This is a genomic window from Vibrio sp. 10N.261.46.A3 (assembly GCF_041472995.1).
GTDB classification, from domain to species: domain Bacteria; phylum Pseudomonadota; class Gammaproteobacteria; order Enterobacterales; family Vibrionaceae; genus Vibrio; species Vibrio coralliirubri.
On the sequence record NZ_JBFRRH010000009.1, the window covers coordinates 123,028 to 140,389 of the forward strand.

Sequence of the window (17,362 nt, forward strand, 5' to 3'; positions counted from 1 at the left end):
CGAATCTCGAATCTCGAATCCGCTTTAGTACCCCATCAACTGCAGCAAGTTCTCCGCTGTGCTGATTGCTTCTTTACGGTTAGCAATGTTGAGCTTTTGGTAAAGGTTACGGATGTGAGTCTTGATCGTGGTACCCGCTACATCGAGTTCTTGAGCGATCTGCTCATTACTGAATCCTGAATAGATCAGACCAAGCACTTGCCATTCACGCTGGGTGAGTGGGCTAGTACGCACAAGCTCAGGAATGTTCGGGTGATTAACCAAGTTTTCAACAAAGTCTTCATCGAAGTGAACCGAGCGACTGCGCTGGGTAGTGGAGATATCCTTCATGATTTGTTGCGCGCGGTGACGTTCTAAATCACCCAGACCAGGCTTGTTGCTCAACTTATCTAAGATATGCCCGATAGTTCCACCGTCGACTAAGAAGTTACCGACCATACCGGTTTGGTTAGTCATATGAAGCGCTTCTTCGAGTAGTATTCGTGCACTGTCTTCATCGTTAATTTGTGTACGTAACACGGCTTCGACGATCAAGTTGCGGTTGGTGTCTGTAATCAGGTGCGAACGCTGGGCTTCGCTCTTAAGGAAAGTCAGCGCTTCTTCAGCTTCTTCGTATTGCTCAAGGATGATGTGAGCACGAACGATGTTTCGCCACTGAAGTTGGCAGAAGTGGTTACTTGCCGATTCAGGTCGAACAGCCACACTCAGCCAATCACGTATCGCCTCTTTATCGCCTTTTACTTGCCAGAACAGAATCAAAGAAAGAGAAGCGTTCGCCGTCCAGTCTACGTGGTACGTTGATTGGCGCAACAAGTGCTGAATCTGGTCAATAAACTTCGATGCTTTATCAATCTCGCCGCGGCTCAATGAAATACGAGCCAACATAGAATAGCTGTGTAGGTGTTTACTCGGAGAGTGGTGGCCAAGGATATCTAATCCTTTGTAACAACACTCTTCCGCTTCATCTAGTCGGTTCCAACACCAGAAGATCTGAGCGCGAACACGCAGCAAGAATTCGTGCAGAGGTACGTATTGCAGCTGATGTTCTTCAATCAATTTGAATGCACTGTCTTGTAGCTCAAATGCAGCTTGAACATAACCTTGAGCAATCAAGATTTCGCTTTGTTGCAGAATCGCCCATAGAGCCTGATGATAAACCTGATACTGGCGTGCCAGTTTTTCTGTCTGTTGCATCATCGGTAGCGCACGGCTTAGGTTACCCATTACGTGATTCACTTCGCCCACAACCGAGGTGGCGACAATGCGGCTACGATAAACGGTGGTGTTCAACTGACTCAACGAAAGCTCAGCCAATTCCAACGCTTTCTCAGGCTCATTGCTGTTAATGGCAACTTGGGCGCGTAAGGCGTTGTATTGGCCTTGCTGCTGAGTATCGAGTTCAATGTTTCGAGCTTGATATTGAGTCTCAGCCTCTTCCAACAAAGTACCCACTTGGTCATAACGGTGCTGACTTTGTGCCAACCACGCGCGTAGCATCGAAAGCTTTGGCTCGCTGTAGAGTTGATCGGTAGTCAGTTGCTTGATCGCCATCTCTAGTGACGACAGCTCACCTTGGTTGAACATCGGCCAACCGTGCTCAGTCAGGATTTGAATGATCAGTTCTGGATCTTCAGCGCGCTGTGCGTGACGTAGTGCTTGGTGTGGTGTGTTTTGCTTGATCCACGCTTTTGCAGCACTTCGATGCAGTTCTGCTTCTTGCTGAGGAATTCGAGCTTGGCGCTCATGTGCGAGGAATTCACCAAACAAGTTATGGAAGCGATACCAGTTCTTTTCACCTTCAAGCGGGTAGATGAACAAACCAAAACGGTTGAGTGATTCGATCATACCTAGTGCATCTTCACGCTGTGTAAGTGCACACACAAGTTCATCGTTGAAGTGATCAAGCACAGAACATTGCATCAAGAACTGTCGGGTTTCTTTGTCTAGCAGGTCGAATACTTCTTCAACCAAGTAGTCCCAAAGATGGGCGTGGTTAAAGTGAGAGAATGACTCTGCGGACTGTGCAAGAGTGCGTTTCTGGTGTTGTGCTTGCAGCGCGATAAGTTGCAATGCAGAAGGCCAACCTTCTACATAACTACAAATACTGTCTGCCGTGGTGTCATCAATGCCGTCGGCTACGCGTTGGTTGAAAAAGCGTGTGGTTTCTTCGGTATCAAACGCCAACGAGTCATTACCTAACTCGATCATTAAGTCACGAACGCGCAGGTTTGCTGTACCAAGTGGTGGCGTACCACGACTGGTGACAACCAACGTTAGGTTGTCGGGCATGTGTTTGAGGAAGAAGCGCATGGCTTCGTGGATGTCGTCATTGTTGACCAAGTGATAGTCATCCAACACCAGGAAACACTCGTGGTGGAATTCAGACATCTCAGCAAACACTTCACTTAATAAAGAATGCAGCGATGAAAACTGTCGTTTTTCTGCCAGCTTTTGGGCATTCGGACAGGCATTTTGAGTCGCTTTATTAAGTGATTGAAGTAGGTAGTTGATAAAGCGGAAGGCATCGTTGTCACTATCATCAATGCTGTACCAACCCACATTGGGTTTATCTACCAACCATTGTGCAGCCATGGTGGTTTTGCCGTAGCCCGCTGGAGAGCGGAACAACACAAGCTTATAGCAATCTGCATTGTGAAGCAGATCGAGAACCCTAGGTCGTAGGATTGCATTATGTAAGCGGCCGGGACGAGTCAGTTTCGAAGGGATCCACATATCGAAGTTTTACACCTATTCCGTGGCTATGTTCTGGAATATCCCAATCTATCGTTGAGTGCACTCCAATGACATTAGCCTAATTACTTAAGTCTTTACTCATATTACGTGAAGCCAAACGTTACCGACTACGATCCTCCTCAGAAACCTTGCGCTTCTGCATGTTTTTGGGTGTCTACGCCCTTTATTTGAGACTTTGCTCACGTTGCGGGTTGGTTTTCGAATGTGACTTCGTTCGTCCCTATACTGGAATCTATGCAAAAGATGAGAGTTGGAAATTATTTTCGTGATCTGAATATCAGATTTGACAATGACTTTAATCTGGTTAAATAAAAGTCACATCAATTGAAGTTAAGTTATCGAACGGGAGCTTGTGATCTTAGTCACTCCAAGTTTTTGTTCGCAGTCAGAACATGAGAGTCAGATCACTAACCCTAAGTCGGTACGCCCCCTACGCCCTCCCATCTACTCCTAGTCAGTTGCGTTAGCGGGAGGATGTTTAGTTTATGGTGACCATGCACGATATGTCACAGATGAATTAGAACTATTAAAAGCGAGATTTCTGAAATGAAACCAACTCAGCAAAAAACTTTCGATAAAGTGTCATTCCAAGAGAGTGTTAAGAAACATTTATCTGCAACCTACGCAACAACCGTTGAAACAGCAGACAGCCGTTCATGGTATCTAGCAATGGGTCGTGCTCTTGCAGAGCTAACGACTTTTGACCTACTAGAAACTGAAAATGATGAAAAAATTAAGAACGCGAAGAGCGTTAACTACCTATCACTAGAGTTTTTGATTGGTCGTCTAACAGGTAACAACCTGATCAGCATGGGCCTATACGAACAGATCACTCATGCAATGGAAGAGCTTGGTCAAAACCTAACTGACCTTCTAGAAGAAGAACGCGACCCATCACTAGGTAATGGTGGTCTTGGTCGTCTAGCTGCTTGTTTCATGGATTCTTGTGCCGCTCAAGAATACCCAACAGTAGGCTACGGTCTTCACTACGAGTACGGTCTATTCAAACAATCTTTCCAAGACGGTCGTCAACAAGAAGCACCTGACGCATGGCGTGGTGTTGAAGGTTACCCATGGGAAGTGGCTCGTCCAGAACTAGCACAACATATTGGTTTTTACGGTCATGTAGACGTTGAATTCGTTGACGGTAAAGAAGTTCGTACTTGGGTTCCAGGCATGGAAGTAAAAGCAATGCCTTGGGATCTACCTATCGTAGGTTACGAGTCAAACACGGTTTACCCGCTGCGTCTTTGGGAATGTCAGGCAATTGCACCATTCTCACTAGCAAGCTTTAACAACGGTGATTACTTCGAAGCGCAACACTCGCTAATCGATGCAGGTAACATCACTAAAGTACTTTACCCGAACGACAACCACGAGAAAGGTAAGACTCTGCGCCTAATGCAGCAGTACTTCCACTCAGCAGCGTCTGTTCGCGATATTCTACGTCGTCACGAAGCAGCAGGTTTCTCTCTAGAAGATCTGCCTAAGCAAGAAACGATTCAGCTTAACGATACGCACCCAACGATTGCGATTCCTGAGCTAATGCGCATCTTGATTGACGAGAAAGGTCTATCTTGGGATCAAGCATGGGAAATCAGTGCTCATACGTTCGCATACACGAACCACACACTACTTCCTGAAGCACTAGAGACTTGGTCTGAATCACTGATCAACCGTCTTCTTCCACGTCACATGGAAATCATTTTTGAAATCAACCACCGCTTCATGCAAGAAGTTCGCAAGATGTGGCCTGGTGACGGTGAGAAGCAAGCGAAGCTTTCTATCATTCAAGAAGGTTTCCACCGCATGGTTCGCATGGCAAACCTATGTGTGATTGGTTCTTACAAAGTAAACGGTGTAGCTGCGCTTCACTCTCAACTGGTTAAGAAAGACTTGTTCCCTGAGTTCAACGAAATCTTCCCTGGCAAACTGACTAACGTAACGAACGGCATCACGCCACGTCGTTGGTTGAAGTTCTGTAACCCAGGCCTATCTACGCTAATCACAGGTAAGATCGGTGCTGAATGGCCAGCAAAACTTGAGCAGCTAGAGGGCATCGCTAAGTTTGCAACAGACGCGAAATTCCAAAAAGAATTCATGGCTGTTAAGAAAGAAAACAAACAGCGCCTAGCTGATTGGGTTCAAGAGAACATGGGTATCGAGCTTGATACTAACGCGATCTTCGACGTTCAAATCAAGCGTCTACACGAATACAAGCGTCAGCACCTAGATTTGCTACACATTCTATCTCTGTACCACCGTATTCTTAACGAACCTGGTTTCGAGTGTGAACCACGCGTATGTTTCTTCGCAGCGAAAGCAGCACCGGGTTACCACCTAGCGAAAGAGATCATCTTCGCAGTTAATAAGATTGCAGAGAAGATCAACAACGACCCTCGCATTGGTAACAAACTGAAAGTGGTATTCATCCCTGACTACCGTGTAAGCATGGCTGAAATCATCATCCCTGCAGCAGACGTTTCTCAGCAAATCTCACTAGCTGGTAAAGAAGCATCAGGTACGGGCAACATGAAGATGGCTCTAAACGGCGCGCTAACTATCGGTACGATGGATGGTGCAAACGTTGAGATTCGTGAAGAAGTGGGTGATGAAAACATCTACATCTTCGGCCTAGACGTTGATGGTGTTCAAGCACTGAAAGCTCAGGGCTACAACCCATACGACTACTACAATGCAGACCCACTACTGAAAGCATCTCTAGACCTACTGACTGGCGATGAGTTCACTCCAGGTCAACCAGGTCTTCTACGTGCAACGTTTGATAGCCTGCTAGACGGTGGTGACCCTTACCTATGTCTTGCTGATTTCGCTTCTTACGTGAAAGCGCACGAAGACATGGGCACGCAATACAAAGACCAAGCAGGTTGGGCTAAGAAAGCAATTCTTAACACAGCATTGGTTGGTAAGTTCACATCAGACCGCTCTATCCGCGACTACGTGAACAACATCTGGAAACTTGAAGCGGTTAACCGTTAATACTTCCAAAGTAGCCAAGGCAGTTTTTGCCTTGGCTCAATTAGCTTGTGAGCAAACGAAAGGCTTAAAGGTTTGTCGTTTATAAACAAGCTGCTTACAAACCGATTGTCACAAGCTAATTGATTAGTAAAAAATTAAATTAACAACCCTACAAAATAGAAAGCGTCAGAACGTTTTCGGAGAGAGCGATGAAAGAACAGACCGTATTAAAACAAGTCGCAGAAATGGCAAACATTGCCGACAGTTACGTTAGTGCGTGGGGCGATGAAGCACAAGTATCAGACGAGACGATCACGTCTCTATTGGCTTCGTTGGGCTACGATACAAGCAGCGATGATGCACTGCTTAAGTCAGCAGAAAGAAAACACAAAAAAGATGTACTAGACCCAGTTCTTGTCTTGCGTGACGGTGAGCCAGTAGAAGTGGCGCTTAATCTAGGTGTTAGTGCTCGTGAAAGTGAGTTCAGCTGGCGCTTAGAAACCGAGCAAGGAGAGGTACTTGAAGGCTATCTTCAATCTCAAGTCGTTCGTGACGAGCGTGCCGAGGGTGGCCCTTTAGTGTTTGCATTGCCAAGTGATTTGGCATGGGGTTATCACAAGCTCATTGTGAGCCGTAAGCGCCGTAAGAAGCCTTACGAGATGACACTGATTATTACGCCAAAAGCGTGTTTCAAGCAGTCTCCAATTGAGCAAGGCAAAAAGCTTTGGGGACCAAGTGTTCAACTTTACACACTAAGAACTCAGCACAACTGGGGTATTGGTGATTTCGGTGACCTAAAACAGCTTGTTGCGGATATCGCTTCTCGTGGTGGTGATTTCGTTGGTCTAAACCCAATTCACTCATTGTTCCCTGCGAACCCTGAAGGTGCGAGCCCATACAGCCCGTCTTCTCGTCGCTGGTTGAACATCCTATACATTGATGTGAGTTCAGTACCTGAATTCGCATTAAGTGCTGAAGCACAACAAACGGTAGGCAGCGCAGAGTTCCAACAGCGTCTACAAAAAGCGCGTGAAGCACACTGGGTAAACTACACCGAAGTGTCTGAGCTTAAGATGAGCATCTTGCCTCTGTTATTCGCAGAATTTAAGACTCGTCATCTAGACAAAAACAGCGACCGTGCACAAGCGTTCTTAGCCTTCGTAGAAGAGGGGGGCGATAGCCTGATGCATCAAGCAGCGTTTGATGCTCTACATGGTGAACTGCATGCAGAAGATTCTGGCATGTGGGGATGGCCGGTATTCCCAGAGAAGTACCGTACATTCGACAGCCCAGCGACACAGAAGTACATCAAAGAGAACCTAGAAAACGTTCATCTGTACATGTACCTGCAATGGCTAGCGGATTGCCAGATCAACGATGCACAGTCTCTTGCTGAAGAGAAGGGCATGGCTGTTGGCCTGTACCGTGATTTAGCGGTAGGTGTTGCAGATTCAGGCAGCGAAACTTGGGCTGACGAAGGTAACTTAGTGATGGATGCGAGCATTGGTGCTCCACCTGATATTCTTGGTCCTTTGGGTCAGAACTGGGGTCTACCTCCGTTAAACCCAGAAGTGCTTCAAGAAACAAGCTACGACGCTTACATCAAGCTACTTCGTGCGAACATGAAGCACTGTGGTGCACTGCGTATCGACCACGTTTTAGGTCTACTGCGCTTGTGGTGGATTCCAAAGGGTGAGAACGCAACTAAGGGCGCGTACATCTACTACCCAGTACAAGATATGCTGTCTATTCTGGCGCTTGAATCTCACCGTTACCAATGTAGCGTTATCGGTGAAGATTTAGGAACGGTACCGGATGAGATTGTCGACATCCTAGCGGATGCTGGCGTGCATTCTTACAAAGTGTTCTTCTTCGAAACATCAGAAGACGACGGTGGTTTCATCTCACCAAAACACTACGCATCACAATCTATGGCGGCACTGTGTACCCACGATATGCCAACGCTTCGTGGCTTCTGGCACTGTGATGACCTGAAAATGGGCCAAGAGATTGGCTTATACCCAGATGCAGAACAACTAGAAACCTTGTTCGATGACCGTCTAGAGTGCAAGCAAGGTATCTTAGATTCTGTAGCGTGGCATGGTTTCCTACCAGAAGGTGTGGGCCGCGATGCGAGCCAAGTACCGATGGACTCTTACCTTGCTGAGGCACTTCAACTGCACGTAGCGGCTGGTGGTTCAACACTACTGAGTGTTCAGCTAGAAGATTGGCTAGAGATGGACAAGCCAGTAAACATTCCTGGCACGGTTGATGAGTATCCTAACTGGCGTCGTAAACTATCAATGAACTTGGACGAAATATTTGCTCACGAAGGCGTTAATCGTATCGCTTCTAAGCTGACTGACGTTCGAGAAAAAGCAGGTAAGTAATGACGTTGAGTGACTTGAAATTAGGTGGTTTTTTGCTTACGCCGTACGAAACTACAACCTCGGTCACTCAATAATGAATGCTCATCTGGTAGAATAAACCGTCGTTATATTGCCCGCACTAATAGCGGGCATTTTTGTATTATGTTTTTTGGATGTTTGGTTAGGGAGAAACGTTTTGGAACTAAGTTCGATTTCAAAGCAAAAACAAATATATACCCAACTATCACAGGCTTGTTTCACAGACCCATTTGCGTTTTTAGGGCCATACCTACCTTCTGAGCAAGGTGCATTACGTGTGTGGATTCCTGGGGCAGATAAAGTCGAGTTGATTGTAGGAAAGGAACCTCGTATTGAGTTAGCGCGAGAGGGTGAAAGTGGTTTCATTCTTAAGCAAGAGAGAGACTTACGTTTCACTCACTATAAGCTTGCGGTTGATTGGGCTGGCGTAGAACAGATCATCGATGATCCGTACCAATACCACGATCTGTACGCGAGTTATGAAGATCTTCATACACCGAAAGATATGTATCATCACATGGGGGCTCAGTTTATTACGCTAGAGCGTGATGGACAGACGATTTCAGGTACGCGTTTCTTGGTGTACGCACCGCATGCAACTGCGGCAAGCTTGGTGGGTAACTTCAATGCTTGGGATGGTCGTCGCCACCCAATGCAACGCCTAGATTACGGTATGTGGGGCCTATTCATTCCTGAACTGGAAGAAGGCGCTCAATACAAGTTTGAATTAAAAGGACCAAATGGCGAAGGCTTACCACACAAAGCTGACCCATGGGGTTTCTACTCTGAGCAATACCCATCGTTCTCATCCGTGACTTACGATCACGCTCGTTACGAGTGGCAAGATACTCAATGGCAGAATCGCCCTGTAACGCAAAAGCGCAAAGAAGCGCTTTCGTTCTACGAACTTCACGCAGGTTCTTGGAAGCGTAACGCTGAAGGTGAATTCTTAAATTATCGCGAGCTTGCAGCAGAGCTGATCCCATACCTAACGGATCTTGGCTACACGCACGTTGAACTAATGCCAGTTTCAGAGCACCCATTCTATGGCTCTTGGGGCTATCAGCCTGTTGGTCTATTTGCACCGACTAGTCGTTTTGGTTCTCCGGATGATTTCAAATACTTCGTCGATCAATGTCACCAAGCGGGTCTTGGCGTTGTTCTGGACTGGGTTCCAGCTCACTTCCCAAGTGATGATCACGGCCTAGCAAACTTCGATGGTACGCCATTGTTCCATGATCCAGATCCGCGTCGCGGTTGGCATCAAGATTGGAACTCGTACATTTACGATTTAGGTAGAGAGCATGTTCGTCGTTTCTTAGTTTCTAATGCACTGTACTGGTTCGAGCAATTCCACATTGATGGCATTCGTGTTGATGCAGTCGCTTCGATGCTCTACCTCGATTACTCGCGCAGCCATGATCAATGGATTCCGAACGCAGACGGCGGCAACGAAAACTATGACGCCATCGCAACCCTTAAGTGGATGAACGAAGAAGTGTACAAGCACTTCCCGAATGCGATGACGATTGCCGAAGAATCGACGGCTTTCCCAGGTGTTTCTGCCCCCACTTTCATGGGCGGCTTGGGCTTTGGCTTTAAGTGGAACATGGGTTGGATGCACGATAGCTTGTCTTACATCCAAGAAGATCCAATCAACCGTAAGTATCACCACGATACGATTACCTTCCCACTGGTGTACGCACACAGTGAGAACTACGTATTGTCTCTGTCTCATGATGAGGTGGTTTACGGTAAGGGCTCTATCCACAACAAGATGCCGGGTGATGAATGGCAGCAAACGGCAAACCTGCGTGCTTATATGGGTTACATGTATGCGCAGCCGGGTAAGAAGCTGAATTTCATGGGTGCAGAATTTGGTCAGACGGCCGAATGGAATCATGACGACCAACTGCAATGGTTCTTGCTGGATTACGAACGTCATCAAGGTGTTCAGCGTTTAACGAAAGACCTGAATAATCTGTACCGCTCTGAAGCTGCAATGCACGATCTTGATTTTGATCCGAAAGGGTTTGAATGGCGTCTACAGGATTCTGCAGAAGCGAGCATTCTTGCGCATGAGCGTATCAGTGAATCTGGTGAGCGTGTATTAGTTGTCTCTAACTTTACGCCAGTGCCTCACGAGCATTTCCGCTTAGGTGTTCCTGCAAAAGGTGAGTACTCACTGCTGTTGAATACAGACTCTGTCGACTATGCAGGCAGCGGTTTTGAAGTGAAGCAGACAGCTGAGATTGAATCAGTAGAAAGCGAAGGATTAGACACTTCGATTGAGCTACGCTTACCTCCGTTATCGACCGTTTTTTACAAGCTAAATTAGGTCTATAAGTTGAGCAGGTCATCGCTGCTCACTTTTCTGAAAGTCTAAAAAAGGGAACCCTAGGGTTCCCTTTTTCTAATTCAGTAAGCTGGCGAGTGTTACTTGAAGTTGGTGAGATAGAACATTGAGCGTCCGACTACCATTTCAAGGATTCGAACTGAGTCGTTGCCGAAACTATCCCACATCTTTTCACGAAATTCGCCGTTTGAGCTGAGGTTAAATTGCTCAGGGTTCTTTATTTGCGAAGCATGGAAAAACATCAATTTAATCACGTATCGAAACTGCTCATTATCGAGAGCGGTTTGCCAAGACTGGATAAAAAGCGCTTCCGATGAAAAGTCTAGACTGTCTATAACGATCGATAGCATGTGTTCGTGAAGTACTGAACGAATAGCGCGGGTCGACGGATAATAGCCCTGAAGCGTCGTTAAACTAATGCCAATTTCTTGAGCAATCCTTGCATAAGTTAGTGCTTCATGTCCTTCAGCCAGAAAAAGGTTTAGTACGATGTTATCGTAGTTTTTTTGATTTTCTAATTTCTGTACTTGAGTTATTCGAGCCATTACAAATCTCTATTGAGTGTAACATTCTGTAAACACAGTATATTAAGAGTTTCTGAATTAAATCTCAAACTCCAAGGGTAAATAACTGGTCAATTTATCGTTAAATATAGTCAGTATTGTGTCATTGGTTCAATTATCAATCAGATTCTGGCATAAACAAAAACACCGCCCTATTGAGCGGTGTGTTATTTAAAGTCTTTGTTTATCTTTGCTAATTCAGATGACTAGAACGGATACCAAAATAACTGCGGCTCTAGAATGCGTTTCGCAATGGCTAACACCACGATAAAAGCGATGACACTTAAACAAAAAAAATCGATACGTTTCAAAGGTGCATAGCTATACCAAGTGCGTGCTTTGTGTCGACCAAAACCTCGTAATGTCATTGCGTTAGAGATCTCGTCTGCGCGGTCCAAACTAGAGAAAATGAGCGGGCCTAGAACCTTAGCTACATTTTTGATTCGAGTAATTAGGGGCGCTTTCTTTGAAAGCTCTACACCACGAGCCTGTTGAGCATGCATGATATTGATGAAGTCTTTTTTAACTTCTGGCAAGTAACGCAGTGTTAAGCTGACTGCATAGGCGATCTTGTAGGGAACACCGATACGGTTGAGGCTAGCTGCAAACTCAGTTGGATGCGTAGTGAAGACAAAAATCAACGCTATCGGGAACATGCTCATGTACTTGAGCGTCACAGTGACTAAGTAAAACAGAGTCTCTTGGCTCAACGAGTAGTTACCCGGTAATGTCAGCAATAAGGTCTCGCTGCCGATGAGCTCAGTACCTTGCTGTGGAGCCAGTAGATACATGAACAGAGCATTTAGGCTTAATACACTCGCCGTTCCTAATAACAAAGGCTTATACACGCGTACAGGCACATTGGTCAGCTTTAGCAGGTATAAACCAGTCACAATAAGCAGTGCAATCAATCTTAGGTCGAACGTAGTTAAGACCACGGTTACCCAAGCTAAGAAGAGCGCAAATTTGGTGATGCCGTTGAGTGCATGAAGCGGTGATTTTGTATCAATGTAATTGATGCCAAATTTTACTTTTGATGCGTTCATTGAGCGCTTCTCTCGTAGTCGATGAAGTACTGCATAAACGCATTGGTGTCGTCGATTTTCATCATAGTCGCGAGTTCATAAATGCTGGTGGTACAAAGGTTTGCACGTTCTAGAAGTGATGGTTGACTAAATACTTCCGTCATCGCTGCATTCGCAATCAACTTGCTGTCTGCGATTACGATCGAACGTGTGGTGTACTCGAGAACGAGGTGCATGTCGTGTGAGATGATCACAACAGTAATACCCAAATCACGGTTAAGCTTTTGGATGAAAGCCAGCATGGATGTGTAGTTACGGTAGTCTTGACCTGCTGTCGGCTCATCTAAGATAAGAAGCTCAGGTTCCAGCACTAAGATAGAAGCGATGGTTACACGTTTTTTCTGGCCGTAGCTCAGAGCTTCGATGGGCCAGTGGCGGAACTTGCTCAGCCCACACAGCTCAAGAACATGCTCTACTTTTTCTGTGATCAGCTCTTCTGCAATATTGCGGTTACGAAGACCAAAAGCAATCTCGTCAAAAATCATATGATGCGAGATCATATGATTCGGGTTCTGCATCACGACACCGACTTTCTGGCTTCTTTCAAAGATAGAAAGCTCAGATAGGTCTTCACCATTTAGATAGGAAGAGCCTGAATCGGCATCGATCACACCCATGATGAGTTTAGTTATGGTTGATTTACCCGAACCGTTTTTGCCCAGAATCGAAACGAACTCACCTTTGCCAATCTTGAAACTCACATCTTCGAGTGCGTTCTTCTCGCCGTCGTAAGAATAAGTTAGACCATGAACTTCGAGTAAAGGTGGGTACTGCTTCTCTGCTACCGGGGCTGGGCGCTCAGCAAACCATGCTTGAACAGCAGGGCGGAACCTTTTGTAGTCTAAAGCCTTGAGGTTTGACAGCTTGTCTTCGCTGGTTAATGGGGCTTTTGCCGCCTTAAGCGCCGACAAGTAAAGCGGTTCGCGAATACCGTGTGTATCAAGTAATTCAGAAGCCAAGATTTCATCGGGTGTCGTGTCAGCAACGATTTCACCACGTTCCATTAAGATCACGCGGTCGATATCGCGATGTAGGACATCCTCGAGGCGGTGCTCGATAATCACGATGGTCTTGTTGGTTTCTTTATGCAGCTGATCGATGATCTCAATCGTTGCTTTACCCGTTTTCGGGTCAAGGCTTGCTAGAGGCTCATCAAACAGCAAGATATCAACGTCATCAACTAATATGCCCGCTAACGATACTCGTTGTTTTTGACCACCAGAAAGGTCATGAGGTGAACGCTCAAGCATGTCCGCTAGGTCGACCATTTTTGCCGTCGACTTAACTAACGGGTACATGTCAATGTTCGACATCAACTGGTTTTCGAGTGCGAAAGCGATATCTTCACCGATACTCAAACCCACAAACTGGCTGTCAGTATCTTGTAATACCGTGCCGACTTGCTCGGTATAATCGTGCATCGAAAACTCAGATATATTCTTGCCGTTTATCTCTAAAGAGCCCGACACCTCACCTTTGATTGCATGAGGTATCAGACCATTGAGACACTGACCTAGGGTAGATTTACCACTACCACTTGGTCCAATAATGACGATTTTCTCTCCTTTCTCTATCCTTAGATTGATATTTTTTAGCGTCGGTTTATCCAGCGACTCATATCTAAAAGAGAAGTTCGAAAATGCTATAGTCATTATCGCTTATGCCTCAGTCAGGTTGCGGCTTTGTTTGTTGCGTTTAGCGACTGATTTTAGGATCAGGAAGCCCACAACAGCGATCAGAACGGTGTTACCCGCTGCGATGATAGACAGTTGAGTGAAGACTTTAGTAAACGGTTCTGCGTATAGGATGGTGTCAAGGAACGCAGAGCAGCCATAGCCAACAACGTTACCTGCAAGGGCTAGTATCACGAACAACACAAAATCTTTCATTGGCAGTTCGCCTTGTTGAAGACGGTTCTTAGTCATCATCGGGAATAAGCCGATAACCATGCCTACGATACCTGAGCCTAAAACCCAAGTTAACCACACGCCCCAGCCTGCGAACAGATCCGTTACCCAGTGACCGATAAAGCCAACTAAGAAGCCAACAATAGGGCCGAACAAAACAGAAAACAGTGCTAGGACTGCCATCGCTGGTTTCAATGTCGTGTTCGCAAACACTGGGACACCAAACATAGGTAAACCACCAATGCCGTACAGTGCCGCACCAATGGCAATAACGACCACTGTTTTAGCTGAAAAGTTCATAGATAACCTCGAATACTGAAAGATAAAGCTTAATAAAGAACGAATATTCGCCATTATTAATATGCGTCTCAATGAGAACGTTTTTTGGGCAAATATAAAAAATAAGGCGCGCATTATACAGTAGAACCCTTCCATAAGGGAAGGTAAGTGTCTAGATGTCTAAAATTCCATCTGAACACCTAAATATCGTGTAAAAAGCGCAATTTTACGGTTAATCAAGCAACAAAAAAGCCAGAGCGGGTCTGGCTTTTTCATTCGCCTTAACAATGTGTTAAGCGGGTTCGTCACATATCTACGACCGTTTAGTGGTCTAGGTATAGATAGTTTTGCCAACTCTTCATGCGAATAAGGACCTTACGCATGATAGATACGTGGGTGAAGCTGTCGGAATAAACGGCAACTTCAACCGCAGTACCCATAGGTAAATGGTAGTCAGACAGATCATCAGTGATGCTCAATTTAACAAACACACGACCACTGGTACGCAACGCATCAGTACCTAGAAGCGCGCCTCTAGCTTGGAATTGGCTCTCACCAATAGCTGGAATCACTTCATCAATACGTCCTTTGAATATCTTCCCTGGTAATGCTCTAAACAAGAACTCAGCTTCGTAACCCGGTTGTAGGCGTTGTAAGGAGTTTTGTCTGAACGCTGCGGTATAGAATTGTTCTTCTGTGTGAACAAAGGTCATCACAGGAGCTAAAGGAAGCGGTACTGCCATAACGCCTGGGCGCAATGCTAGTTGCGTAACGTATCCGTCAGTGGGAGCTCGAACCACGGTTTGCTCTAAATCAAACTGAGCTTTACGCAATTCGGCCAATAAGCTTAAAACGGCTGTATTCTCGCCACCAATTTCAGACTCTAGGGCAATTTGTGCTTGTTCTAGATTAGCATCTGCCACTTTCACGGCGGCTTCCGACGCCTTGTAAGCTTGTCTGCGAGTGTCTAATTGTTGTTCGGTAAAGGCTCCGCTGTCATAACCGCGCTTGTAACGAGAGAATTCACGTTGGGCTTTATCTCTCTCTGCGATGGCTTTGATTTTTGCAGCCTCAGCTTCAGCCACTTCAGATTCCATTCCAAGCGCACCTTGGCTTGCTTCCTTTACTTTAGCTTCTAATCTTGCAACTTCAGCTTCGAATGGAACTGGGTCGATTTTGAAAAGAATATCCCCTTCCTTCAGAGGTTTGTTTGCCTCTACTGGCACTTCGATAACTTTACCCCTAACGCCTGAAACGACTGGTGTTGTTGAGTAAACTTGATTACCAATTTGCGTGAAAGGGTGGTTGTAGTTCATCAGTAGGATCAAAGTACCTATGATGACGACACCACCAAGAACGGCGGTAGGTACTGTCCATTTATTGAGCGGGATATTAAATACTTTGAAGATGGTGATACAAAGTGCCGCATAGGTCATTATCAGCAGTAAATCCATTACTTAGCCTCCTGATCTTGAACGTTGTTTGTCTCTTTCTCTGGACTGTTTTGCTCAGTACCGGCTTGCTTGAGCTGTGCGATTTCTTCCTGAAGGGTACTCACTTGATCGATGAGAATATCGACGCGATGATGAATATCGTGTTGCTCTTCTTCTATTTTAGCGAAGCCCCAACCACGATCTTTACGCCACAGCGTTGCCCAGATCCAAAGGAAGGGCCAAATAGCGTGTAAGGTGAATAGGCTAACCCAACCTGAGACATGAATAGCATCTTGATGAGGGTGGTTGCGTTCTTTCGCAATTTCATAGGGAATATCGTGAATAACGATGATGCCGTAAAAGATAACCAATGCTACGAAAATCAGTAGACCGAGTGCAAAGTAGTCTAAAAACATAACAGATCCTTGTAATGTTAGATATTAGTTATAAATATACTACGCTATCATCCAAGTAATTGTTATAAAAATGATTTACCGAGTTGAAAATAATGTGTTGTCGCTTCTAATGCGAATAAAAGCATTGATGAATCTTATAAATTCTCATCGCGTTTGAAGAGGTTATTTCGGCTTTCTGGTTTGTATTTAAGCTGAAATGATGACAGTTAAGATTCTAACTGACGGGCATAACCACAAGGGACAAATACGGATGTATATAGGTGAATTGGCGGCCATTGGCGCTGCAATTGTGTGGGCATGTGCGACATGGATCTATGGACAATTTGGACATCGCTTCACTGCGATGCAATTGAACATTGTTAAGGGTGTAGTGGCGTCAGGGATGATGTTGCTGGTAATGCCTTTTATCCCGATGCCGGAGTTTGAACTGAGCACCAACCATTTTCTGATATTGGCAATTTCAGGGGTGATTGGCATTGCGATTGGAGATAGCGCCTATTTTGCAGCGTTGAAAAGAATCGGTGCCAATAAGACGTTGTTACTGGAATCTTTAGCCCCGCCTCTTTCTGGTGTGTTGGCATTAATGTTCCTTGGCGCTGTATTGACAGTGCAAAGCTGGCTCGGTGTCGTGATTACAACACTGGCGGTGACCTTCGTTGTCTTCCAACCATCAAAATCGGCGAGCGGTGAATCGAATGACCAAGCGCAGTGGGGTGGCATTGGTTATGGGCTTGTGGCGAGTGTCTGTCAGGCATCTGGTGTGGTTATCTCTCACTACGCGCTAGTGGCGGGTGACATTCCACCATTGTTAGGTGCACTGATTCGCCTGACGATTGGCGTGTTTGCCGTGATGCTGATTATCCCTTTCGTTGAAAAGAAGCCGTATTCATCGATAAAAAGAGATTTATGGGAAATGACCAAGCTCGATAAACTTTGGTTATTAGGGGCAATCTTTGTCGGGACGTTTCTCGCTTTATGGCTGCAACAAGTGGCGTTGAAAAATGCCAACCCTGCGATTGCACAAACGTTGATAGCGACCAGCCCGGTCTTTATTTTGGTGATTTATGCGCTGAAAGGGGAGAAGGTGTCAAAGCAAAGTATCATAGGCACACTTGCCGCCCTTGCGGGAATTTCTTTGTTCTTTTATCAATAAGATGTTGGTTTTAGCTACAGAGCTACAGA

At 45.7% G+C, this 17,362-nt stretch carries 11 protein-coding genes; 4 read left to right on the forward strand and 7 right to left on the reverse strand.

Features of this window, described 5'->3' with window-relative positions:
- Positions 1-24 precede the first annotated feature (24 nt).
- Positions 25-2,733, reverse strand: a complete 2,709-nt coding sequence (malT, locus tag AB4484_RS03435; RefSeq protein WP_050650992.1) for an HTH-type transcriptional regulator MalT — start codon at positions 2,731-2,733, stop codon at positions 25-27.
- Positions 2,734-3,300: 567 nt separating this feature from the next.
- On the opposite strand from malT, the gene AB4484_RS03440 reads away from it, so the two are divergent.
- From AB4484_RS03440 to glgB, 3 genes are all read left to right on the forward strand, one after another.
- Positions 3,301-5,754 (forward strand): glycogen/starch/alpha-glucan phosphorylase, encoded by a 2,454-nt coding sequence (locus tag AB4484_RS03440; RefSeq protein ID WP_372076457.1) that lies wholly within the window; start codon positions 3,301-3,303, stop codon positions 5,752-5,754.
- A gap of 188 nt (positions 5,755-5,942) precedes the next feature.
- Complete coding sequence (malQ, locus tag AB4484_RS03445) at positions 5,943-8,123, forward strand: 4-alpha-glucanotransferase (RefSeq protein WP_019821657.1); 2,181 nt, start codon at positions 5,943-5,945, stop codon at positions 8,121-8,123.
- A gap of 175 nt (positions 8,124-8,298) precedes the next feature.
- Positions 8,299-10,479, forward strand: a complete 2,181-nt coding sequence (gene glgB / locus AB4484_RS03450) for a 1,4-alpha-glucan branching protein GlgB (RefSeq protein WP_052879176.1) — start codon at positions 8,299-8,301, stop codon at positions 10,477-10,479.
- 98 nt (positions 10,480-10,577) lie between these two features.
- Here glgB and AB4484_RS03455 read toward each other — a convergent pair whose 3' ends face one another.
- From AB4484_RS03455 to AB4484_RS03480, 6 genes are all read right to left on the reverse strand, one after another.
- Positions 10,578-11,042, reverse strand: a complete 465-nt coding sequence (locus AB4484_RS03455) for a TetR/AcrR family transcriptional regulator (protein WP_372076459.1) — start codon at positions 11,040-11,042, stop codon at positions 10,578-10,580.
- A 224-nt stretch (positions 11,043-11,266) separates the two neighbouring features.
- Positions 11,267-12,106, reverse strand: coding sequence for an energy-coupling factor transporter transmembrane protein EcfT (locus AB4484_RS03460; RefSeq protein ID WP_372076461.1), 840 nt, complete (start codon positions 12,104-12,106; stop codon positions 11,267-11,269).
- Positions 12,103-13,797, reverse strand: coding sequence for an ABC transporter ATP-binding protein (locus AB4484_RS03465; protein WP_048610578.1), 1,695 nt, complete (start codon positions 13,795-13,797; stop codon positions 12,103-12,105). The genes AB4484_RS03460 and AB4484_RS03465 overlap by 4 nt, the downstream gene beginning before the upstream one ends.
- A gap of 6 nt (positions 13,798-13,803) precedes the next feature.
- A complete protein-coding gene (locus AB4484_RS03470; RefSeq protein WP_004732085.1) occupies positions 13,804-14,352 on the reverse strand; it encodes an ECF-type riboflavin transporter substrate-binding protein in 549 nt (182 codons plus the stop codon).
- Between the two features lie 302 nt (positions 14,353-14,654).
- Positions 14,655-15,785: an HlyD family secretion protein gene (locus tag AB4484_RS03475; RefSeq protein ID WP_048609817.1), complete on the reverse strand. Its 1,131-nt coding sequence runs from the start codon at positions 15,783-15,785 to the stop codon at positions 14,655-14,657.
- A complete protein-coding gene (locus AB4484_RS03480) occupies positions 15,785-16,180 on the reverse strand; it encodes a DUF3302 domain-containing protein (RefSeq protein WP_372076464.1) in 396 nt (131 codons plus the stop codon). The genes AB4484_RS03475 and AB4484_RS03480 overlap by 1 nt, the downstream gene beginning before the upstream one ends.
- A 250-nt stretch (positions 16,181-16,430) precedes the next feature.
- Between AB4484_RS03480 and AB4484_RS03485 the strand changes: the two genes are divergently transcribed.
- A complete protein-coding gene (locus tag AB4484_RS03485; RefSeq protein WP_268671089.1) occupies positions 16,431-17,333 on the forward strand; it encodes a DMT family transporter in 903 nt (300 codons plus the stop codon).
- Positions 17,334-17,362 lie beyond the last annotated feature (29 nt).

Excerpts from the sequence above, each read along its gene's own strand:
- malT (WP_050650992.1), bottom strand. The coding sequence starts at position 2,733 with ATGTGGATCCCTTCGAAACTGACTCGTCCCGGCCGCTTACATAATGCA.
- AB4484_RS03440 (WP_372076457.1), top strand. The coding sequence starts at position 3,301 with ATGAAACCAACTCAGCAAAAAACTTTCGATAAAGTGTCATTCCAAGAG.
- malQ (WP_019821657.1), top strand. The coding sequence starts at position 5,943 with ATGAAAGAACAGACCGTATTAAAACAAGTCGCAGAAATGGCAAACATT.
- AB4484_RS03455 (WP_372076459.1), bottom strand. The coding sequence starts at position 11,042 with ATGGCTCGAATAACTCAAGTACAGAAATTAGAAAATCAAAAAAACTAC.
- AB4484_RS03460 (WP_372076461.1), bottom strand. The coding sequence starts at position 12,106 with ATGAACGCATCAAAAGTAAAATTTGGCATCAATTACATTGATACAAAA.
- AB4484_RS03465 (WP_048610578.1), bottom strand. The coding sequence starts at position 13,797 with ATGACTATAGCATTTTCGAACTTCTCTTTTAGATATGAGTCGCTGGAT.
- AB4484_RS03470 (WP_004732085.1), bottom strand. The coding sequence starts at position 14,352 with ATGAACTTTTCAGCTAAAACAGTGGTCGTTATTGCCATTGGTGCGGCA.
- AB4484_RS03475 (WP_048609817.1), bottom strand. The coding sequence starts at position 15,785 with ATGGATTTACTGCTGATAATGACCTATGCGGCACTTTGTATCACCATC.
- AB4484_RS03480 (WP_372076464.1), bottom strand. The coding sequence starts at position 16,180 with ATGTTTTTAGACTACTTTGCACTCGGTCTACTGATTTTCGTAGCATTG.
- AB4484_RS03485 (WP_268671089.1), top strand. The coding sequence starts at position 16,431 with ATGTATATAGGTGAATTGGCGGCCATTGGCGCTGCAATTGTGTGGGCA.